Source organism: Streptomyces sp. JLSY215 (genome assembly GCF_059682825.1).
The window spans coordinates 1,707,023-1,728,203 of record NZ_CM185022.1 but is presented as its reverse complement, the minus strand read 5'-3'; the positions used below and the strand labels follow the sequence as shown (position 1 = coordinate 1,728,203).

General features: G+C 72.5%; 16 protein-coding genes and 1 pseudogene. 13 read left to right on the top strand and 4 right to left on the bottom strand.

The genetic code is table 11. The annotated features are described in order from the left end of the window. Positions 1 to 481 precede the first annotated feature (481 nt). On the top strand, positions 482 to 2,452 hold the full coding sequence (locus tag AC5677_RS07770) for a bifunctional metallophosphatase/5'-nucleotidase (RefSeq protein WP_497194270.1): 1,971 nt from the start codon (positions 482 to 484) through the stop codon (positions 2,450 to 2,452). 179 nt (positions 2,453 to 2,631) lie between these two features. Here AC5677_RS07770 and AC5677_RS07765 read toward each other — a convergent pair whose 3' ends face one another. Beyond that, on the bottom strand, positions 2,632 to 3,300 hold the full coding sequence (locus AC5677_RS07765; protein WP_497196539.1) for a lysophospholipid acyltransferase family protein: 669 nt from the start codon (positions 3,298 to 3,300) through the stop codon (positions 2,632 to 2,634). Positions 3,301 to 3,576: 276 nt separating this feature from the next. Between AC5677_RS07765 and AC5677_RS07760 the strand changes: the two genes are divergently transcribed. Continuing rightward, positions 3,577 to 4,734: a glycerophosphodiester phosphodiesterase gene (locus AC5677_RS07760; protein WP_497194269.1), complete on the top strand. Its 1,158-nt coding sequence runs from the start codon at positions 3,577 to 3,579 to the stop codon at positions 4,732 to 4,734. 220 nt (positions 4,735 to 4,954) lie between these two features. After that, on the top strand, positions 4,955 to 5,500 hold the full coding sequence (locus AC5677_RS07755) for a GNAT family N-acetyltransferase (RefSeq protein WP_497194268.1): 546 nt from the start codon (positions 4,955 to 4,957) through the stop codon (positions 5,498 to 5,500). A gap of 117 nt (positions 5,501 to 5,617) precedes the next feature. On the opposite strand, the gene AC5677_RS07750 is transcribed toward AC5677_RS07755, so the two are convergent. Beyond that, complete coding sequence (locus AC5677_RS07750; protein ID WP_497194267.1) at positions 5,618 to 6,061, bottom strand: hypothetical protein; 444 nt, start codon at positions 6,059 to 6,061, stop codon at positions 5,618 to 5,620. After that, positions 6,054 to 6,422 (bottom strand): hypothetical protein, encoded by a 369-nt coding sequence (locus tag AC5677_RS07745; RefSeq protein WP_497194266.1) that lies wholly within the window; start codon positions 6,420 to 6,422, stop codon positions 6,054 to 6,056. Before AC5677_RS07745 ends, AC5677_RS07750 begins: the two co-directional genes overlap by 8 nt. Before the next feature lie 783 nt (positions 6,423 to 7,205). On the opposite strand from AC5677_RS07745, the gene AC5677_RS07740 reads away from it, so the two are divergent. From AC5677_RS07740 to AC5677_RS07705, 8 genes are all read left to right on the top strand, one after another. Then, positions 7,206 to 8,297: a methionine ABC transporter ATP-binding protein gene (locus AC5677_RS07740; RefSeq protein ID WP_497194265.1), complete on the top strand. Its 1,092-nt coding sequence runs from the start codon at positions 7,206 to 7,208 to the stop codon at positions 8,295 to 8,297. Continuing rightward, positions 8,294 to 9,028 carry a methionine ABC transporter permease gene (locus tag AC5677_RS07735; protein ID WP_497194264.1) on the top strand — a complete coding sequence of 245 codons (735 nt, stop codon included), beginning with the start codon at positions 8,294 to 8,296 and terminating at the stop codon, positions 9,026 to 9,028. The genes AC5677_RS07740 and AC5677_RS07735 overlap by 4 nt, the downstream gene beginning before the upstream one ends. 88 nt (positions 9,029 to 9,116) lie before the next feature. Beyond that, positions 9,117 to 9,974: a MetQ/NlpA family ABC transporter substrate-binding protein gene (locus tag AC5677_RS07730; protein WP_497194263.1), complete on the top strand. Its 858-nt coding sequence runs from the start codon at positions 9,117 to 9,119 to the stop codon at positions 9,972 to 9,974. A gap of 233 nt (positions 9,975 to 10,207) precedes the next feature. Beyond that, positions 10,208 to 10,843, top strand: coding sequence for a GNAT family N-acetyltransferase (locus tag AC5677_RS07725; RefSeq protein ID WP_497194262.1), 636 nt, complete (start codon positions 10,208 to 10,210; stop codon positions 10,841 to 10,843). 133 nt (positions 10,844 to 10,976) lie between these two features. Then, positions 10,977 to 12,197, top strand: coding sequence for a precorrin-6y C5,15-methyltransferase (decarboxylating) subunit CbiE (gene cbiE, locus AC5677_RS07720; protein WP_497194261.1), 1,221 nt, complete (start codon positions 10,977 to 10,979; stop codon positions 12,195 to 12,197). Between the two features lie 237 nt (positions 12,198 to 12,434). Then, positions 12,435 to 16,238 carry a nicotinate-nucleotide--dimethylbenzimidazole phosphoribosyltransferase gene (gene cobT / locus AC5677_RS07715; RefSeq protein WP_497194260.1) on the top strand — a complete coding sequence of 1,268 codons (3,804 nt, stop codon included), beginning with the start codon at positions 12,435 to 12,437 and terminating at the stop codon, positions 16,236 to 16,238. Between the two features lie 199 nt (positions 16,239 to 16,437). Then, on the top strand, positions 16,438 to 17,685 hold the full coding sequence (gene cobA, locus AC5677_RS07710; RefSeq protein WP_497194259.1) for a uroporphyrinogen-III C-methyltransferase: 1,248 nt from the start codon (positions 16,438 to 16,440) through the stop codon (positions 17,683 to 17,685). 107 nt (positions 17,686 to 17,792) lie between these two features. Beyond that, complete coding sequence (locus AC5677_RS07705) at positions 17,793 to 18,608, top strand: TrmH family RNA methyltransferase (protein ID WP_497194258.1); 816 nt, start codon at positions 17,793 to 17,795, stop codon at positions 18,606 to 18,608. A 115-nt stretch (positions 18,609 to 18,723) separates the two neighbouring features. Here AC5677_RS07705 and AC5677_RS07700 read toward each other — a convergent pair whose 3' ends face one another. Further along, a complete protein-coding gene (locus tag AC5677_RS07700; RefSeq protein WP_497194257.1) occupies positions 18,724 to 20,112 on the bottom strand; it encodes a serine/threonine-protein kinase in 1,389 nt (462 codons plus the stop codon). 98 nt (positions 20,113 to 20,210) lie between these two features. Between AC5677_RS07700 and AC5677_RS07695 the strand changes: the two are divergent. After that, a pseudogene (locus AC5677_RS07695) lies at positions 20,211 to 20,465 on the top strand (hypothetical protein); the annotation flags it as partial. 425 nt (positions 20,466 to 20,890) lie between these two features. Then, a complete protein-coding gene (locus tag AC5677_RS07690) occupies positions 20,891 to 21,061 on the top strand; it encodes a hypothetical protein (protein WP_497194256.1) in 171 nt (56 codons plus the stop codon). The last annotated feature ends 120 nt before the right edge of the window (positions 21,062 to 21,181 follow it).

Sequence of the window (21,181 nt, the reverse complement as noted above, 5' to 3'; positions counted from 1 at the left end):
GCACCCGGCGCGCCGGGATCCCCGGGCGAAGGGAAGCGCCGCCGCGATGCGCCAACTCGACGCCGGAGCAGCCGACTTGACCCCTTGGCGGGACAGTCCGCCCTCCGCGTCCTGACGGTCGGGGCCGCTCCCCGTACCGGCCGGCGGCGCGACCCCCGGGCAGCCGGCGCTCCGGACATCCGCCTCCCCGGACGGAAGAGGCGACTTCCGTCACCGCGCCGGTGAGCTGACGGACCGACCGGCGCACGGTACGGCGGCATCCGGGCCGTCCCCGCGGACATCCGGGTCATGACGGCCGCCGGCGGGCGTGTCCTGCCGCATCGCACGCCCTGACCGCGCCATGATCCACAAGACACGCCCCGGGGGCGACTGTCCCCAGCCGTTCACGCCCGGTACGCGTCCTGGTGGCCGGACGCCCCGCACGGCTCGATTGACTCTCCCGTCGTCCCCCTTCGGCCGGCCCGCTCAGGAGAGTGACGCAGTGCGCGACATCGGACGACGGTTCTTCTTCACCGCGGCGGGGGCCATGGCCACCGCCAGCGCCATCGGCAGCAGCGCCTACGCCACCGGACACGCCCGCGACGCGGGCACCGCCGACGAGTACGTCGATGTGCAACTGCTCAACATCACCGACCTGCACGGATACCTCCAGGGCGCGCCGGGCGGCAATTCGGTCATCAGGGGAGCGGGCGGCACGGCGTACACGGTGGGCGGCGTCGCCTATATGGCGGCCCATCTGGAACGGCTGCGGGACGGCCACCGCAACTCCCTGTTCTTCGCCCCCGGCGACCTCTTCTCCGGCTGGGAGTTCGACGCCGCCTCCCTCGCCGACGAGCCCACCATCGAGGCCCTCAACGCCATGGGCTTGGACTTCGCCTCCGCCGGGAACCACGAATTCGACAAATCGGCGGCCTATCTCACCTCGCACATGGCCAAGGGCGTCAGCTACCCCGTCATCGGCCGCGACGACTCCTTCGACGACTCGACCGGCCGGCGCTTCCACGGCGCGAAATTCCCGTACTACAGCGCCAACATGGTCTGGAACGAGAACGGCGAGACCGTCCTGCCGCCGTACAACATCGCGTATGTGGACTCCGGCCGCGGCCACACCCTGCCGATCGGCTTCATCCACCTCACCGCCCTCGGCACCGAGTCGTTCCCCGGCTCCTACCAGCCGGGACTGCGCACCCTGGACGAACTGGACACCGCCAATCGCTGCGCCGCCGAACTGAAGTCGCGCGGCGTCAACGCGATCGTGCTCAGCATGCACGACGGCGCGGTCGCCGGCGGCGACTTCTCCAGCGGCAGCAACCCCTCGGGCCCCGCCTACGAACTGGCGCTGCGGGTCTCGTCGGACATCGACGCCATCGTCACCGGCCACTGGCACTGCGCCTTCACCATGATGCTGCCGGACCCCAGCGGCAACCCCCGCCCGTTCGTCGAAGCGGGCTGCTACGGCCAGCTGATCAACGAGATCACCCTGCGCCTCGACCCCGACACCGGCGAGGTGATCCGGCCGCTGACCACCTCCACCAACCACCCCAACACCCGGGACGTGACCCCGCACCCCGAGCTCCGCTCGATCGCCGACTACTGGGCGGGCTACGGCACCCGGCGCGCCGCCACCCCGCTCGGCAAGCAGACCGCCTCCTTCACCCGGCGGCGCAACGCCGCGGGCGAGAGCACCATGGGCGATCTCGTCGCCGACTGGGCGCTGTGGGCGGGCCGGCAGCCGCACGGGCCGATGGACGACGCCGCCGCCCACCCCAACACCCCCGCCGAACTCTCCGTCATCGCGGTCGCGCCGCGCGTCGGCCAGACCGTCATCGCCGGCGACCTGGTACGTGACGAGGCGTCGGACGGCACCATCACCCTGGGCCGGGCCTGGAACAGCGTCGGCTTCGGCGACCCGATCATGACGGTGACCGTCACCGGCGCCCAGATCCACGACGCACTGGAGGAACAGTGGGCCCCCGCCACCGGCGGCGGCCTGGGCTTCGCACCGCTGGCCGTCTCCGCCAACGTCCGTTACACCTTCGACGCGGCCGGCCCGGTCGGCAAGCGCGTGGACCCCGCCGAGGTCTTCATCGACGGCACCGCGCTCGACCCGGCGCGCAGCTACCGCCTCGCCGCTCCCTCGTACACCCTCATCAACCAGGACGGCTACAGCGCCTTCTCCGGATTCACCGCGCCGGTACGGCACACCCGAGACTTCGAGAGTTTCGTGGAATTCGTCCGCACCCAGAAGCAGTTGACGCCCGCTCCGCTGAACCGGGTGGCGGTGAAGAACGCGGACGTGCCGGGCGCCCGGATCGGCGGCGTCGCCGAACGGCCGCAGCTGATGCAGTCCGACGGCAGCAAGGTCCCGCGGCCCGAGGCGGCGCTGCGAACGGCGCTCACCGGCGGCCCCGAAGGCCAGCGCGCCCCCGGCGGCTTCCGGGTGCCCTGCTGACCACCACGCAACGGGACCCGTCCGATCCTCGGACGGGTCCCGAACCGCGCACGGGCGCCTCAGCCCTCAACGGGCGCCTCAGCCATCAACCAGTGCCTCAGCCATCAATTGAGCAACCCCAACGGCGAGCAACCACCTCCGCGAGAGCGGGCGGCGGCTTAGCCGCAAAGGGGGCTCCCTCAGGCGGCCCTGGCCTTCGTGGCGTACATGTCGACGTACTCCTGGCCGGACAGCTCCATGACGTCGCTCATCACCTCGTCGGTGACGGCCCGCAGGACGTAGCGGTCGCGGTCCATGCCCTCGTAACGGGAGAAGTCCAGCGCCTCACCGAAGCGCACCGTCACCGGGGCGATGCGCGGGAGACCCTTGCCGCCGGGCTGCACCTTGTCGGTGCCGACCATCGCGAACGGGACGACGGGGGCGCCGGTCATCAGGGTGAGCCGGGCGATGCCGGTACGGCCGCGGTAGAGGCGGCCGTCGGGGGAGCGGGTGCCTTCGGGGTAGATGCCGAAGATGCTGCCTTCCTCCAGGATGCGGCGGCCGGTCATCAGCGCCGCGACGCCACCGTGCCCGCCGTCCCGGTCCACCGGGATCATGCCGGCGCTGGTGAAGAACCACGCCATCAGCCGGCCCTTGAGGCCCTTGCCGGTGACGTACTCGTCCTTGCCGATGAAGTAGACGGGACGCTTGACGACCAGGCTCAGGAACAGCGAGTCGATGAACGTGACGTGGTTGCCGGCGAGGATCACCGGACCGGTCTGCGGAATGCGCTCCATGCCCTCGACCTTCGGCCGGTAAAGGACACGCATGAGGAATCCGAGAATCGCCTTGAGCACAATGCGGGACAACGGGTCCTCCGGGTCGTGGCTGGTCAACGTCGAGGCAGCAGCGAACTTCTGCAGCCCAGGACGATACTCGCGGGTCACCTGCGCCCGCACATCGGGTTCACAGGGTCGATACGGAGAGTTGACGCGCGGTTGACCTCTGTTACCGCCGTGTTCCGTCCGATGTCGTCGCATGTCTCCCCGACGGGCCCGGTGCGTGCCTACGATCGGCCGCTACTCCTCCGGGGTCCCTGCCCCTCGGGAATCGCCCCGGACACCACACGACAAAGGAGCGCGAGCATGCAGAAGCGGCAGCAGCCGGGACGGCGGACGGTACTGGGCGCCGCGGCCCTCGGTGCGGGTGCGGCGGTGTTCGGCGGGGCCGGGCAGGCGAGCGCGCGCGAGGCGGACGGCGGCGCGGCGAGCGGGAGCGGGGCGGCCCGGGAGCTGCCCGTGCCGCTGATCGTCGGGCACCGCGGGGCCAGCGGGTACCGGCCCGAGCACACCTTCGGCTCGTATCAGCTGGCCCTCGACATGGGGGCGGATGTCATCGAGCAGGACCTGGTCCCCACCAAGGACGGGCACCTCGTGTGCCGGCACGAGAACGACATCACGGCCACCACGGATGTTTCCGACCATCCCGAGTTCGCCGGCCGCAGGACCACCAAGACCGTCGACGGGGTCGCGCTCACCGGCTGGTTCACCGAGGACTTCACCCTCGCCGAGCTCAAGACGCTGCGCGCCAAGGAGCGCATTCCGGGCACCCGGCAGCACAACACCCTCTACGACGGCCGGTGGGAGGTGCCGTCGTTCGAGGAAGTGCTCCAGTGGGCAGAGCGGGAGGGCCGCAGGCGGGGCCGCCGGGTCTGGCTGCACATCGAGACCAAGCACCCCACCTACTTCCGCAAACTGGGGCTGGGGCTGGAGGAGCGGGTGGCCAAGGCGCTGCGGGCGCACGGCCGGCACCGTGAGAACTCGCCGAACTTCCTCCAGTCGTTCGAGCCGAGCAGCATCCAGCGGCTGGGCAAGCTCGTCGACTGCCCCAAGGTCGTGCTGCTGTCGACGCCCGGCGCCCGCCCGTGGGACTTCGTCGAGGCGGGCGACCCGCGCACGGTCGCCGACCTGGTCACCCCCGAGGGGCTGGCCTGGATAGCCGGATTCGCCGAGGGCATCGGCCCGGACCTGACCGTCATCATCCCGCGGGACAAGGGCGGCAAGCTCGGCACGCCCACCTCCGTCGTCAAGGACGCGCATGCGGCGGGGCTCGTCCTGCACCCGTACACGGTCCGCAATGAGAACAGCTTCCTGCCCGCCGATTACCGCCGCGGCACGGATCCCACTGCGTACGGGGACGCGCTCGGCGTCTTCAAGGCCTATCTGGGGACGGGTATCGACGGGCTGTTCTCCGACAACCCGGACACCGCGCTGCTCGCCGCCGCGGAATTCCGTCGGCGCTGACGTCCGCAGTGCCGCGGCGCCCGCGCCGTCCGGACCGGCCCCGCCTCCCCTGAAACCCATGGCATCTCATCTGAGTTGGGAATGTCACAGAGGAGCCGGGGGCCGGTCTGTTCCCCATGTCCCATATGCCCGCGCACAATGCTCGCGGCGGGGATTGCCACTGCCACATTCCGGGGAATCCGGAAGCACGCAGCGAACCGAAAAGGGGAGGCATACGCGCATGGGCACGAGTGTGACCATCTCTGCGGCGACCGACCAGGATGCCGAGCAGATCCTCAAACTGCAGTACCTCTGCTACCAGTCGGAGGCCGCGCTGTATGACGACTACGGCATCGAGCCGCTCACCCAGAGCCTGGCGGCCCTGCGCGCGGAACTCGAAGAGGGGTGTGTGGTGGTGGCCCGGCTCGGCGGCGAGGTCGTCGGGTCCGTACGCGGCACGGTCGACCCGGACGGTACGGCGCAGATCGCCAAGCTGATGGTGCACCCGCGGATGCAGCGGCACGGGCTGGGCGGCCGCCTGCTGGGGGCGGTCGAACAGCGGCTCGCGGCCGAGCGCTCCGCCAAGCGCTGTCGCCTCTTCACCGGCCACCGCAGCGAGGGCAATCTGCGGCTGTACCGCAGTCACGGTTATGTGCCCGTCGGCACCGAGCGCCTCAGCCGCAAACTGAGCGAGGTCACCCTGGAGAAAGACCTGGGCAAGAGCCCGGTGGCGGCCGTGGGGGCGCCTCCCGGGCGGGGCCTGGGGGACTACGTGGCCGGGGCGTAGTCGCACCGCTGCCATCCAGGACCGGCGGGTGGGCCTGCTGTGGGGGCGGGCCCACCCGCCGTATCTCTTGCGGTCCGGCGTATCCCTGCGTCCGGGCGGATCCCGGTGACCCGGCCGCTATGCCTGCGTACGGGAGCGGCGCAGCCACATCACGCCGGTGACGGGGAGGACGACCGGGATGAAGAGGTAGTCCATCCCGTAGTCCGACCACACGGTGGCGTCGGGGAAGGCGGACGGATCGACCAGCGTCCAGGTGCCGATGCCCAGCACCCCGATCAGTTCCAGCGCGCAGGAGACGATGGCCGCCTTGCGGGCGCCCTCACCGCCGCGTACCAGCGAGAAGAGGATGAAGGCGTAGACGACCGCGGAGAGCGCCGAGAGGCTGTACGCCAGCGGGGCCACGTGGAACTGCGCGATCAGCTGGTAGAGGGAGCGGGACGCGGCGGCGACGGTGAAGACGCCGTAGACGGTGACGAGGAGGCGTCCGGGGCCGGTGCCCAGCGAGCGCCTGGCCGGGGGCGCGGCGGCCTCCACCGCCGTGGCCGTGGTCGGTTCAGGCACTGCCGCCTCCCCAGATGTCGAAAAGCCGTACTTCCAGCACCGCCAGCACGACGGCGCCCGCCGCGACGGTCGCCGAACCCCAGCGCGTGCGCTCCGAGAGCGACATGAAACCGGTGGCCGGCACGCAGGCGGCCGCGCCCAGCAGATACGCCACAAAGATCGCGGTGCCCTGGTCCGGCGACTGGCCGCGCGCCAACTGCACGAAACCTATGACCAGTTGGGCGATGCCGAGCACCGACACAAGGGCCATGCCGATGAAGTGCCAGTCCTTCGTCGGCTGGTCGCGGTAGGTGGCGAAGCCGCACCAGGCGGCCAGCGCGAGAGCGGTCACGGCGACCGCGACGGTCAGTGCGTCGATCACCGGGACCTCCGCGCGGCGCCGAGGTGCGCCGAGGGGATGTGGGGCATGGGGCGATGCTAATGGCCCCCCGGCGGGCGGCCGCGCCCGGCCCCGCCGCGGCACGTACGCGTGCGAACCATGAGGATCTCCGCCGATGCGCGCCTTCACGGCAATCACGACACGGCCGCGGAGGGCGTCACCCTCGGTGACATCCGGTGACATCGCCCCCGGTGGCCGACCCGCATCCCTTCCCGGCGGGGACGCCCACCGTGGCGTTGACCACACGCATCGGACGCAGGGGCGGTCCCCGGACGTCGTCGCCACCGTTCCCTCGGCGGCATCCGTGCAGGCCACGGGCGGGACGACCGAGATCATCTTCGGTGCGCGGGGCGCTGTCCACGGATCGGTCGGGCCTGTCCGCTATCCGGACAGGCTTGATCGGGCCGTACCGCTGTCTGGTTTACTTGCCGCCATGACCACGACGAGCAACCGCACCCCTGCGACCGAGGCGACCACGACGCCCGGTGCTCGTTGCATGTGTCGAATGTGTGACCGCTGAGGGCCCCCGCTGAGCCTCGCGCCCCGAAGCGAGACCCTCCCCCAAGCTCTTGACACTCTTGAGGAGCAGGGGGACCGCACCGCGCCGTATGTCATCGGTACGCCAACGACGGCACACCGGCCGCCCCGCGTCACCGGAACCCGAAGCCGGGCCCACGCCCCCCGGGTTTCTCCCTGCCGCACTCGCAAGAATGCCCCGTACCCGGTGGGCGAGCCGCCGGGCACTCGACAGTGACGGAATTCCCTGTGATCACCACAACGGGCCTGACCAAGGTCTACCGTTCAGGAGACCGCGAAGTCACCGCCCTGGACGGCGTCGATCTGCACGTCCGCGAGGGCGAGGTGTACGGCGTCATCGGCCAGAGCGGCGCCGGTAAATCCACCCTCATCCGCTGCCTCAACCTCCTGGAGCGGCCCACCTCCGGCACGGTCACCGTCGCCGGCCAGGACCTCACCGCCCTCGCCGGCCGCGGCCAGCGGGCGAACGCCGCGCTGCGGGCCGCCCGCAGCCATATCGGCATGGTCTTCCAGCACTTCAACCTGCTGTCCTCGCGCACCGTCCAGGACAACGTCGAACTGCCGCTGGAGATCCTCAAGGTCGACCGCCGTGAGCGCTCCCGCAAGGCCCTCGAACTGCTGGACCTGGTCGGCCTCGCCGACAAGGCCCAGGCCTACCCCACCCAGCTCTCCGGCGGCCAGAAGCAGCGCGTGGGCATCGCCCGCGCCCTGGCCGGCGACCCCAAGGTGCTGCTCTCCGACGAGGCCACCAGCGCCCTGGACCCGGAGACCACCCGCTCCATCCTCCAGCTGCTGCGCGACCTCAACCGCAAGCTGGGCCTGACCATCGTGCTCATCACGCACGAGATGGACGTCGTCAAGACGATCTGCGACTCGGCCGCGCTGATGAAGAACGGCCGGGTCGTCGAACAGGGCACCGTCGCCGAACTGCTCGCCACCCCCGGTTCCGAGCTGGCCCGCGAGCTGTTCCCCGTCGGCGGCGAGCCCTCGGGCGACGACCGCACCGTCGTCGACATCACCTTCCACGGCTCGGCCGCCACCCGCCCGGTGATCTCCGAGCTGGCCCGCACCTACAACGTCGACATCTCCATCCTCGGCGCCGCCATGGACACCGTCGGCGGCAAGCAGATCGGCCGGATGCGGATCGAACTGCCCGGCCGGTTCGAGGAGAACGTCGTACCCATCGGCTTCCTGCGCGAGCAGGGGCTCCAGGTCGACGTGGCCGATGCCGCAGACACCGTCGACGCCGTCGACGCCCCCGTATCCGACCCGGCGATCCCGGCGCCCGCCGCCGCGCTCCAGAAGGAAGGCGCCAAGTGAGCTGGAACGACATGCAGCCGCTGCTGTACGACAACACCCTCGACACCCTCTTCATGGTGTGGTGGTCGACGTTCTACGCGGTGCTCTTCGGCATACCCATCGGCGTGGTGCTGCATCTGACCGACCGCGGCGGCATGCTCCAGAACGTCGTGGTGAACAAGGTCCTCGGCGCGATCGTGAACATCGGACGGTCCTTCCCGTTCCTGATCCTGATCGTGGTGCTGATCCCCTTCACCCGCCTCGTCGTCGGCGTCTCCATCGGCCCCACCGGCGCGGTCGTCCCGCTCGCCATCGCCGCGATCCCCTTCTTCGCCCGGCTGGTCGAGGCCGCGCTGCGCGAGGTCGACAAGGGTCTGATCGAGGCCGCCCAGGCCATGGGCGGCGGCACCTGGACCATCATCTTCAAGGTGCTGCTCCCGCAGGCGCTGCCCGCGCTGGTCGCGGCCGTCACCACCACCGTCATCACGCTGATCGGCTACTCCGCCATCGCCGGCGCGGTCGGCGGCGGCGGCCTCGGCAACCTGGCCTACACCTACGGCTACCAGCAGTACGAGACCACCCTGATGGTCACCACCGTCGTGGAGCTGATCGTCCTGGTCACCCTCGTCCAGCTGCTCGGCGATTTCGTCGTCCGCCGCCTCGCCGGCCGCGGTACCCGCACCTCTTCCGTACGGGTGGGCCTGCGCCGCGCCCGCGCCGAGGAGCCGGTCGCCGTCACCGAGGCCGCCTGACCCCCACCGCATCACCCCTGAGCCCGGACCCTTTGCCGGGCGGACCACCACGCGCCACCGGCGCGTGCACAAGAAAGAGGCACTCTTCGTGCGCAACACCGTAAAGATCACCGTGGCCGTCGCCGCCGCCTCCGCCGTCGCCCTCGGCGCCAGCGCCTGCAGCGCCCCCTCCGACACCACCGCCAGCACCGACAAGAACGACAAGAACGCCCCGCTCGTCGTCGCCGCCAGCCCCACCCCGCACGGCACCATCCTCGACTTCATCGAGCACAAGCTGGCGGCCAAGGCCGGGCTCAAGCTGGTCGTCAAGTCGTTCACCGACTACAAGCAGCCCAACAAGGTCACCGACGACGGTCAGGTCGACGCCAACTTCTTCCAGCACAAGCCGTTCCTGGACACCTTCAACAAGGAGAACGGCACCCACATCGTGCCCGTCCAGAACGTCCTGATCGAGCCGCTGGGCATCTACTCCAAGAAGCACAGCAAGCTCTCGGAGCTCAAGGCCGGCTCCACCGTCTCCGTCCCCAACGACCCCTCCAACGAGGGCCGCGCGCTCAAGCTCCTCGCCGACAACGGCCTGATCACCCTCAAGTCCGGCGTCGGCGCCGACGCCAAGCTCACCGACGTCAAGGACGACAAGGGCATCAAGATCACCGAGCTGGACGCCGCCCAGACCGCGCCGCGCATCGACGACGTCGACGCCGCGATCATCAACGGCAACTTCGCCATCGGCGCCAAGCTCAAGCCCTCCAAGGACGCCCTGGCCCTGGAGAGCGCCAAGGACAACCCCTACGCGAACTTCCTCGCCGTCAAGAAGGGCAACGAGAACGACCCGCGGATCAAGAAGCTTGCCAAGCTCCTGAACTCCCCCGAGGTCAAGAAGTTCATCGAGGACAAGTACAAGGACGGCTCCGTCATCCCCGCCTTCGGCCCCGCCAAGAGCTGACGCGCCTCCTTGTGCGCAGGTCACCGGAAGGCGGCCGTCCGCACACCCGCCCAGTGGGCCCCGGATCCGCACCGCATGCGGCCGGGGCCCGCTTGCGTGGCACATCCCCGGGCGGATGCTGCATGCTGGTGCCCTCATAGACGGTCAGGACGGCCCGTGACCTCGCGTGACCTCACGCGGCAACGGCCCATGACGTCCCGGAGAACTACAGCCAACGGCGTTGGAGCAGCGGCATGACATCCACCTTTCCGGACATCTCCATCAGCACGGATCGGTTGGTGCTGCGCCCCCTCGACGAGGACGACATCCCCGCCCTGACCGAGATGATGAACGACGAGCTGGTCGCGGCCTGGACCTCGATACCCCAGCCCTACACCGAGGCCAACGCCCGCCGCTGGGTCACCGAGTACGCGCCCGCCGAACGCACCGCCGGCCGCGGCATCGACTTCGCCGTCACCGAATTCCTCACCCAGCGCCTCGTCGGCGTCGTCCAGCTGGGCAACACCAACTGGCGGGTGCGCTCCAGCGAGATCTCGTACATCATCGCCTCCTGGGCCCGCGGCGAGGGCTACGCCTGCGAGGCCGCGCTCGCCACCGCCCAGTGGCTCTTCCAGGACGAGAAGTTCGAACGCCTGGAGCTGCGCACCGCCGCCGGCAACACCGCCTCCCAGCAGGTCGCCCAGAAGGTCGGCTGCATCAGCGAGGGCGTGCTGCGCAACGCCTCGATAGCCCGCAGCCGCACGGAGGACGGCGGCTGGACGGACATCCGCACGGACATGATCGTATGGAGCCTGCTGCCCGAGGACCTCGAAGGCCTCCCCGGCCGGATGGCGGACGCCAACGGATTCGCCTACCCCGAGTGGAACTGACCTCGCACGCACGACCGGGTCCCTGCCTCTCGGGGTACTCTCGGCCTGCCGCACCCCTCGCCACCAGCGAGGACCCCACCACGGCCCGGCACCCCGGCCGCCCCGCCCGCGTACCCCCAGGAGACTGACGAGCATGGCCGACCGGGTCACGGTGATCGGATGGGACGGCTCCGCGCTGACCGCCCCCGCCCGCGCCGCCCTCGGCGCCGCGACGCTGGTGGCCGGTGCCGCCCACCACCTCGCACTGCCCGAAGTCCCGCCGGGCGCCGAACGCATCCGCCTCGGCAGCGTCACCCTCGCCGCCCGCCGCATCGCCCAGCACCGCGGCACCGCCGTCGTCCTCGCCGACGGCGACCCCGGCTTCTTCGGCGTCGTCCGCACCCTCCGCGCCCCCGAGCACGGCCTCGAAGTGGAAGTGGTGCCCGCCGTCTCCTCCGTCGCGGCCGCCTTCGCACGGGCCGGCATGCCCTGGGACGACGCCCGGATCGTCGTCGCCCACAGCCGCGACCTGCGCCGCGCCGTCAACGTCTGCCGCGCCCACACCAAGGTCGCCGTCCTCACCTCACCCGGCGCCGGCCCCGCCGAACTCGCCCTGCTGCTCGGCGGCGTCCACCGCACCTTCGTCATCTGCGAGGAACTGGGCACCGACCGGGAACGGGTGACGGTCCTCACATCCGACAAGGTCGCCGACCACGTCTGGCGCGACCCCAACGTCGTCATCGTCGTCGGCGGCTCACCCGGCGGCGCCGCCGCCCAGGGCACCGGCTGGATCGCCGCCCACGAGGTCGGCCACCCGACCGGGCCGCGCGGCTGGGGCCTGCCGGACGGAGCGTACGGCGGCGCCCTCGACGAGGGGGAGGCCATCCAGCTGCGCACCGCCCAACTGGCCCGCCTCGGGCCCCGGGTGGGCGACCTCGTCTGGGACATCGGTACGGGCAGTGGCGCGGCCGCGGTGGAGGCCGCACGGTTCGGCGCCGCCGTCATCGCCGTGGACGCCGACCCGGACGCCTGCGCGCGCACCGCCGCCGTCGGCCGCCGCCACGGCGTCCAACTCCAGGTCGTCCAGGGCCGCGCACCGCAGATCCTGGAAGACCTCCCCGAGCCGGACGTGGTGCGGATCGGCGGCGGGGGAGCGGCCGTCGTCACCGCCTGCGCGGACCGCCGCCCCGAACGCATCGTCACCCACGCCGCCACCCGCGACGAGGCCGAAGCACTCGGACGGGCGCTGGCCGACGGCGGGTACGAAGTCGAGTGCGCGCTGCTGCAGTCCGTCGACCTGGACACCACGGCCTGGGTCGAACGTGAACGTTCGGTGGTCTTTCTGCTCAGCGGGTATCGCGTTCCTCACCCATGACCTGGAAGGCAACCCGCGGGAGGTAGGCTGGCGGATCGTTGCGCCGCTGTTCCGCGTTCGGGTGAGTACGTCAAAATCCGGAAAATGCCGTGGTTTTGGCCGAAAATGAAGCACTAGTGGGCGGACGTGCCGCGCGGCGCGCTCGCTCGTTCTCGCTATCGGGGCGTCGGCGCGCCCCGGTCGAGCGCGTCGCACGAGCGGTTGGAAGGAGCACTAGCACATGGGCGAGGGGTACGCATGACCGACACCGGCCAGGTCCCGGGCGAGGGACAGCCGGAGAACGCAGGCGGGTATCCCGGGCAGCCGCAGCCGGCGGCCGCTCCCTCCCCTGCCGACGCCGGCCCGATGCAGCAGCCGACACATCAGCAGGGCATTGCCCCGCAGGCCGACGCGTACTCCTACCTCGAACCGGCCAACGGCGCCGAGGACGACGATCTGCTGCTGATGCCGGGCGCCCAAGGGGCCTGGAGCGAGCAGCAGGCCCAGCCGATGCCGCAGCCGCAGCAGGCCGTACCCGCCCAGGGCGGTCAGCTGCCCGCAGGGGCCGGCGACCACGAGAGCGGCGGCCGGGACTCCGGTGCGGTCGACCTCAGCGCCGTGCGCATCCCGCAGCCCGCGGCACCCCAGCAGGAGCGCGCGCAGGCGGCCGCACAGGCCCAGCCCGCCCGCCGCCCGCTGCACATGGGCCCGCCCGTCCCGGACCCGACCGGCGGCGTGGTCCGCTCGCTGGCCGACCGCGGCCCCGCGGAGGCGCCCGGCCGGCACGCCGGACCGCGCACCACCGAGCCCGAGTACCTCGATGCCCAGGCGGCTCCGGCCGCGCCCGGCGAGCCCGCCGCGGCCCTCGCTGTGGAGCAGCCGGTGGCGGCCGAGCAGCTGCCCGCCGAGCAGCCGCTCGTGGAGACGGCGCAGCAGGAGCAGCCGGCCGCGATGCCGCCGTACGGCGAGCAGCCCTACGACGGCCAGCTCCACGCCGAGCAGTCGTACGGCGCCGCCGGTCAGGGCCCGTTGCCCGGTCCGCAGCTGGGCGAGATCCCCTCGCAGATGCCGCCGTGGAACGACGCCTCCGCACAGGCGGTCGCGACCCCGCCCGCCGGAACGGTCGCTCCGGTGGTGGCCGAGCAGGCCCCGCAGGAAGCCCCGCTGCCCGCCGAACAGCCGCAGGCACAGCCGATGCCGCTGCCGGAGCAGGAGGCCGCGGAGACGGCGGTCGCGGCGGACGCGGCCGTCGAGCCGGTCGCCGACGCCGATGCCCTTCAGGCGGCGGCGCAGGACGTGACGGCGGATGCGGCGGCGGCAGCTGACGATGCGGCAGCTGACGCGGCGCCGGCCGAGGCGCCGGCACCGGACGTCGAGACGCCCCTGGCCGCGGAGGCCCCGGAGGCCGCCCCGGAGCAGGTTCAGCAGTCCGAGGCGCCGGCCGTGGCGGACGAGGCCGTGGAACAGGCCGCGCAGCCCGAACAGCCCGTGCAGGCGGAAGAGGCCCCGGCCGAGGCGGCGGACGCCGCCGCGCCCGTCGAGGCCGCGGACGCCGGTCAGCAGTCGGTGGAGGAATCCCCGTCGGCGGCTCAGCCGGTCGCCGCCGAGGCCGTGAGCGACGCGGACGCCGCCGCGGCCGAGGCCGAGCAGGCCGTCGAGCAGCCGGGCCCCGTCGAGGCGGCCGAACCCCGGCCCGAGGTCCCGGCGGTGACGGACGCCGCCCCGGTGGCCGACACCACGGTCCAGGGCCCCATCGCCCTGCCCGCCCCGGAGCAGGGCACGGCCCCGGAAGAGCCCGTCATGGAGCAGCCCGAGGCGCAGCCCACGGCCGCCGGACTCCCGCAGCCCGCCGAGGCCGAGGAGCCCCCGTCCGACGACCCGGCCGCGGCCCACGCCCAGGAGGCCCCCGCCGACGCCCCGGCGGAGACCGCTGCCGAGCCGGAGCCCGAGACCGAACCCGTCGCCGAGCAGCCCGCCGACGACGCCCCGGCGACGGCACCGGCCGAGCTCACCGAGCCGACCGTGCCCGCCGCGGCCGACGAGGGCGCCGAGCTCACCGGGCCCGACGCCGCACCGCAGCCCGCCGTCATCCACATCCCGGCCCAGGCAGCCGCCGAGCCGACCCCGGACGACGTTCCGGCCGAGGCCGAGGCCGACGCCGACGCCGAGGCAGACGCCCCGGAGGACCGCCCCCACGAGCAGGACGCGGCCGAACTCGTCCAGCTCGGCGAGGGCCACGACGACGAGCAGCTCCAGGAAGCGGACCGGCCCGGCCCGCAGGCCGCCGCCGAGGCAGCCGACGGCGATGCCGACCCGGCCCCCCAGGGCCCCCCGGCCGCCGGATACGACGACTCCGAGCGCGCCGCCGTCCACCGCGTGATCCGTGAACGCCGCGACATCCGCAACGGCTTCCGCGGCGACCCGATCCCCAACGACGTGCTGCTGCGCGTCCTGGAGGCGGCCCACACCGCCCCCAGCGTCGGCCACTCCCAGCCCTGGGACTTCGTCGTCATCCGCTCCGACGAGACCCGCGAGCGGATGCACCAGCTCGCGATGGCGCAGCGCGAGGCCTACGCCAAGTCGCTGCCCAAGGCCCGCGCCAAGCAGTTCCGCGAGCTGAAGATCGAGGCGATCCTCGAAACGCCGGTGAACATCGTCGTCACCGCCGACCCCACCCGCGGCGGCCGCCACACCCTCGGCCGGCACACCCAGCCGCAGATGGCCCCGTACTCCTCCGCGCTCGCCGTCGAGAACCTGTGGCTCGCGGCCCGCGCCGAGGGCCTGGGCGTCGGCTGGGTCAGCTTCTTCGACGAGCGGGAGATGGTCCGCGAGCTCGGCCTGCCCGATCACCTCGAAATCGTCGCCTACCTCTGCGTCGGCTACGTCGACGAGTTCCCCGAAGAGCCCGAGCTGCTCCAGGCGGGCTGGTCCAAGCGCCGTCCGCTGTCCTGGGTCGTCCACGAAGAGACCTACGGCCGCCGCGCACTGCCCGGCGAGGACCCGCACGACCTCCTCCAGGAGACCCTGCAGGGCATCCGCCCGCTGGACGCCAAGGCGCTGGGCGAGGCCTGGGAGCGGCAGAAGCGGATGACCAAGCCCGCCGGGGCGCTGGGCATGCTGGAGATCATCTCCGCGCAGCTGTGCGGCCTGTCCCGCAAGTGCCCGCCGCCGATCCCGGAGCCCGCCGCCGTCGCGATCTTCGCCGGTGACCACGGCGTGCACGCCCAGGGCGTGACCCCCTGGCCCCAGGAGGTCACCGGCCAGATGGTCGCCAACTTCCTGGGCGGCGGCGCGGTCTGCAACGCCTTCGCCAACCAGGTCGGCGCCGAGGTCTGCGTTGTGGACGTCGGCGTGGCCGCGGAACTCCCCGCCACCCCGGGGCTGCTGCCGCGCAAGGTACGGCCCGGCACCGCGGACTTCACCGCGGGCCCGGCGATGACCCAGGAGGACGTCCTCAAGGCCATCGAGGTCGGCATCGAGACCGCCCGGGACCTCGTCGCGGCGGGCAACAAGGCGCTGCTGACGGGCGAGATGGGCATCGCCAACACCACCACCTCGGCCGCCCTGATCTCCGTCTACACCGGCGCCGACCCGGTCGAGGTCACCGGCCGCGGCACGGGCATCAACGACGAGACGCACGCCCGCAAGGTCGATGTCGTCCGCCGCGCCCTGGAACTCCACCAGCCCGACCCGGCCGACCCCATCGGCGTCCTGACGGCGGTCGGCGGCCTGGAGCACGCGGCCCTCGTCGGCCTGATCCTCGGTGGCGCCTCGCTGCGTACGCCGGTCATCCTCGACGGCGTCAGCGCCGGCGCCGCCGCACTGGTCGCCCGCGCCATCGCCCCCGAGGCGCTGGCCGCCTGCATCGCCGGGCACCGCAGCGCCGAGCCCGGCCATGTCGCGGCGCTGACCAAGCTCGGCCTGCGTCCGCTGGTCGACCTGGATCTGCGCCTCGGCGAGGGCACCGGAGCCCTGCTCGCCCTCCCGGTGGTGCAGAGCGCCGCGCGCGCCATGCACGAGGTCGCCACCTTCGACTCCGCCGGAGTGACGGAGAAGAGCTGACCGGCGGAGCCGACCGGCCGCGGCCGGGACCGGCCGCCCCCGTATGACCCCCGGCCCGCAGCCCCATAGGCTGTGGGCCGGGGCACTACCTCCCACCGGACGCCCCCGGCCCTCCGCACCACCCTCACAGCCGCTCCAGAGCCGCAGCGACTGAGCCGGTCGTCGAATTCGCACCACCCGCACAAGGAGCCGTATCACCATGGCTGAGCATGTCGCCGAACACGCCGCCTACCCCGTCGGACTGCGGCTGTCCGGCCGCCGCGTGGTCGTCCTCGGAGCCGGCCAGGTAGCCCAGCGCCGGCTCCCCTCGCTGGTCGCCGCCGGCGCCGACGTCCTGCTGATCTCCCCGTCCGCCACCCCCTCCGTCGAGGCGATGGCAGATGCCGGCGAGATCCGCTGGGAGCGCCGCCGCTACCAGGACGGCGACCTGGCCGAGGCCTGGTACGCGCTGATCTCCACCGACGACCCCGCGGCCAACACCGCCGCCTCCCAGGAGGCCGAGAGCCGCCGGGTGTGGTGCGTACGCTCCGACGACGCCGCGGCCGCCACCGCCTGGACCCCGGCCACCGGCCGCAGCGAGGGCGTCACCGTCGCGGTCCTGACCGGCCAGGACCCGCGCCGCTCGGCCGCCGTCCGCGACGCCATCGTCGAGGGCCTGCGCGACGGCAGCCTCGCCGCCCCGCACCACCGCCGCCCGCACACCCCCGGCGTGGCCCTGGTGGGCGGCGGCCCCGGCGACCCCGACCTGATCACCGTCCGCGGCCGCCGCCTCCTCGCCGAGGCGGACGTCGTCATCGCCGACCGCCTCGGCCCCCGCGACCTGCTCGCCGAGCTCCCCCCGCACGTCGAGGTCATCGACGCCGCGAAGATCCCCTACGGCCGCTTCATGGCCCAGGAAGCGATCAACAACGCCCTGATCGAGCACGCCAAGGCCGGCAAGGCCGTGGTCCGCCTCAAGGGCGGCGACCCGTTCGTCTTCGGCCGCGGCATGGAAGAGGCCCAGGCACTCGCCGAGGCCGGCATCCCCTGCACGGTCGTTCCCGGCATCTCCAGCACCATCTCGGTCCCCGGCGCCGCCGGCATCCCCGTCACCCACCGCGGCGTCGCCCACGAATTCACCGTCGTCAGCGGCCATGTCGCCCCCGAGGACGAGCGCTCCCTCGTCGACTGGCCCGCGCTCGCCAAGCTGCGCGGCACCCTCGTCGTCCTGATGGGCGTGGAGAACAGCGGCGCCATCGCCGCCAAGCTCATCGAGCACGGCCGCCCCGCCGACACCCCCGCGGCCGTCATCCAGGAAGGCACCACCGCCACCCAGCGCCGCGTCGACGCCACCCTGGCCACCCTGGGCGAGACCGTACGGGCCGAGGGCGTCCGTCCCCCCGCGGTCATCGTCATCGGAGACGTCGTCACCGTAGGCACCACACCCGCCCCGAATCACTCAAAGTGATGCAAAATGCCCCGATGTAGCGCAACGTAACACCGCGCCCCGGGCAACCGCCGCCCGCCCCGCTCCCCCCTCTGGGAACCTCGACACCGACAAGGCACTATCTCCCCGTGGCAGAAATCATCACCGTCGACGACCCGGACGACCCGCGGCTGGCCGACTACACCGGCCTGACCGACGTCGAGCTGCGGCGCCGGCGCGAACCCGCCGAGGGGCTCTTCATCGCCGAGGGCGAGAAGGTCATCCGGCGCGCCCGGCACGCCGGATACGAGATGCGCTCCATGCTGCTCTCGGCCAAGTGGGTCGACGTCATGCGCGATGTCATCGACGAGGTCCCGGCCCCGGTCTACGCCGTCAGCCCCGACCTCGCCGAACGGGTGACGGGCTATCACGTCCACCGCGGTGCCCTGGCCTCCATGCAGCGCAAACCCCTGCCTGCACCGGCCGAACTCCTCGCCGGGGCGCGCCGCATCGCGGTCATGGAAGCCGTCAACGACCACACCAACATCGGTGCCATCTTCCGCAGCGCCGCGGCCCTCGGCATGGACGCGATGCTGCTCTCCCCCGACTGCGCCGATCCGCTCTACCGACGCTCGGTGAAGGTCTCCATGGGCGCGGTCTTCTCCGTCCCCTACGCCCGCCTCGACAGCTGGCCACGCGACCTCGCCACCGTCCGGGAAGCGGGCTTCAAACTCCTCGCCCTCACCCCGTCCGACAAGGCCACCGCCATCGACGAGGCCGCCCCGCACACCCTGGAACGGGCCGCGCTGATGCTCGGAGCGGAGGGCGGCGGCCTGACACCGGGCGCCCTGCGCGCCGCCGACGAATGGGTGCGCATCCCGATGGCGCACGGCGTGGACTCCCTGAACGTCGGAGCGGCCGCCGCCGTCGCCTTCTACGCGGTGGCGACCGGCCGCCCCGCCTGAGGAGACGGGAGACGGGAGACGGGAATACCCGCCCGCGGGGAATACCCGCCCGCCCCGCCCCGTTGTGGCCCCGAGGGGGCGCTCGCGTCCCCTAAGGGATGTGTTCGCCATCCCCCTAGGGAATGTCCGCGCTCCCGTACAGCGCGTACGACCCATGCAACGCATACGACCCGTATGACGCATCCGGCGCAGACGTCGCGACCCGCTCCGGCCGCTCCCCGCCCAGCCCGCGGGCCGGACCCTGACAGCCCTGCGCCGCCGCGATACCGAGCGCCACCAGCAGCGTCACCACCACGAACACGATCACCCGCTGCCGCAGCAGCCTGCGGTCCGGCCCGGGGCGTCGCCCGCCCGGTCCCGTACGGACCGGGGTACGCGAGCCGTTTCGCCCCCCGGGCCGCGCCGCCGGGACCCGCCCCGCACCGCGCCCGCCGGTCCGCGGGTTCGTGCCCTTCACGCCCTTCGTGCCGGATGCCGGCCCCGATCCGGACGACCGGGAGGTCGCCTCGCGGGGCGCCGGAGGCCGCGACGCATGCGGCCGCGGCGGGGGAGTGCCCGCCGTCCGCCGCTCGGTGCGCTGCCGCGCGTACTCCTCGGCCCGCTGCCCGGTGGGACGGCCCTGCGGACGGCGTTCCGGATGCTCCCAGCCCGCCCCGCTCTCCGCGGGATCGCCCGACAGGCCGTGCGCCTCACGGGCCGCGATCTCCTTGAGCCGCAGCGACAGCGACAGCGTGCTCGGGCGGTCCGCCGGGTCCTTGGCCAGACACGTCGCCAGCAACGGCGCCAGCGCGTCCGGCACCCCGGCCAGCTGCGCCTCCTCATGGACGACGCGGTAGAGCATGACCTCCGAACTGCCCTGTCCGAAGGGGGAGTCCGCCGTGCAGGCGTACGCGAGGGTGGCACCCAGCGCGAAAATATCGGTCGCCGGCGTCACCGCCGCGCCGCGCACCTGCTCCGGCGCCAGGAAGCCGGGCGAACCCACGGCCGTACCGACATGCGTCAGCGTGCTGGCGCCGGTGGCCCAGGCGATACCGAAGTCGATGATCCGCGGGCCCTTGGGGGACAGCAGGATGTTGGACGGCTTCAGATCGCGGTGCACCACGCCCGCGTCATGGACGGCCAGCAGGCCCTCGGAGAGCGCGGCGCCGATGGAGGCGACCTCCGCGGGGGACAGCGGCCCTTCCTCGTTGACCTTGTCGTGCAGCGAGGGCCCGGGGACGTACTGCGTGGCGAACCAGGGGCGGTCCGCGTCCAGATCGGCCGCCACCAGGCGGGCCGTACAGCCGCCGCGGATCCGCCGGGCCGCCGACACCTCGCGCGCGAACCGCGACCGGAACTCCTGATCCTCCGCCAGATCCGGCCGGATCACCTTCAGCGCCACCCGTTGTCCGCGCTTGTCCGAGCCGAGATAGACCACGCCCATCCCGCCCGCGCCGAGCCGGCGGTGCAGCCGGAACGTCCCGACGACACGCGGGTCCTCGCGTCGGAGCCGCATCATCGCCATGTCCGTCCCCTACCTGCGGCGGGGCGTCCCCTCCGCTGCCAACCGTCTGACGTGGCACAGCTTACGGATTGACGGCTCGCTGTGCTGAGAGGCCGCGCATGCGTCGGCAACCGGATTGTCAGTGGCGGGCGGGATCCTCGAAGAGAGGTACGGAACCGGCCGCCGTACGCCCCGACTTCCGGTGCCAGATCCCAATGATCCGGCACAGAAAGGAGTTTGACACGACGAAAGGTGATGAAGTCGAGATGGCCTTGGATGTCCGAGGCGGCTCCAGGGCGTACGAAGCGGTGGCGAACGGAGCGGGGCGCAGGGGGGAGGCGGCGATACGCGGGGGAGCGGCCGAAGTGAGCGAAGTCACCCGGGCGGGTTCGGTGGTGCGTGCGGCCCGGTTCACGGCCGGCCGGGTCCCGGCTCCCTCCGGGCATCCGGTGGCGCGGACGGCCGAGCGCGATCCTGACGGCCGAATCCGCACGGTCCCGACGGCCGAATCCGCACGGTCCCGACGGCCGAAACCGTACGGTCCCGACGGCCGGGTCCACACGGTCCTGACGGCCGGGTCCGCCCGATCTCTCAGGGACTTCCCCAGGTCCCTGCCCCGCTCTCTCCACCCAGGGGAGTACGCCGGGCGTCTTCCCGTCATCCTCCTGGAGGCCGGAAAGCGGTACGACGGCATGACGCCCGGCGCCCGCCGCGTGCCTAATGTGGTCTCCAAGCGGCGGGCGCAGCACTCGTCCCCCGAGGTCAGACGCCCGCCGCCCCACACGACAGGAGCAGCGCGATGGCGGACACCTCAGGACGGCCGGCCAACGGTCGACCTTCCGGTACCCGCCACCCTCTGGTCGCCGTGGCCATGGTGGTGCCGCTGGCGATACTCCTGACCGTGGTCTTCGGCGGCTGGGAAGCCGTCGTCACACAGGCGTCGTCCGTGGCCGGAATGCTGGGGCGCTGAGCGGCGCCCCGGTCCCGGGAGAGCGGCCCGGGACGGGGGACCTCCGGCCAAAACCCCGTGGGGACGGGGGTGCGGCGGACGGCACGAATGGCCGGGCATCTGGGGAGATGCCCGGCCATC

Bases quoted from the DNA above. Each gene is read 5' to 3' on its own strand.
- AC5677_RS07690 (WP_497194256.1), top strand. From the start codon at position 20,891: ATGGCGGACACCTCAGGACGGCCGGCCAACGGTCGACCTTCCGGTACC.
- AC5677_RS07700 (WP_497194257.1), bottom strand. From the start codon at position 20,112: ATGGCGATGATGCGGCTCCGACGCGAGGACCCGCGTGTCGTCGGGACG.
- cobA (WP_497194259.1), top strand. From the start codon at position 16,438: ATGGCTGAGCATGTCGCCGAACACGCCGCCTACCCCGTCGGACTGCGG.
- cbiE (WP_497194261.1), top strand. From the start codon at position 10,977: ATGGCCGACCGGGTCACGGTGATCGGATGGGACGGCTCCGCGCTGACC.
- cobT (WP_497194260.1), top strand. From the start codon at position 12,435: ATGACCGACACCGGCCAGGTCCCGGGCGAGGGACAGCCGGAGAACGCA.
- AC5677_RS07760 (WP_497194269.1), top strand. From the start codon at position 3,577: ATGCAGAAGCGGCAGCAGCCGGGACGGCGGACGGTACTGGGCGCCGCG.
- AC5677_RS07755 (WP_497194268.1), top strand. From the start codon at position 4,955: ATGGGCACGAGTGTGACCATCTCTGCGGCGACCGACCAGGATGCCGAG.
- AC5677_RS07725 (WP_497194262.1), top strand. From the start codon at position 10,208: ATGACATCCACCTTTCCGGACATCTCCATCAGCACGGATCGGTTGGTG.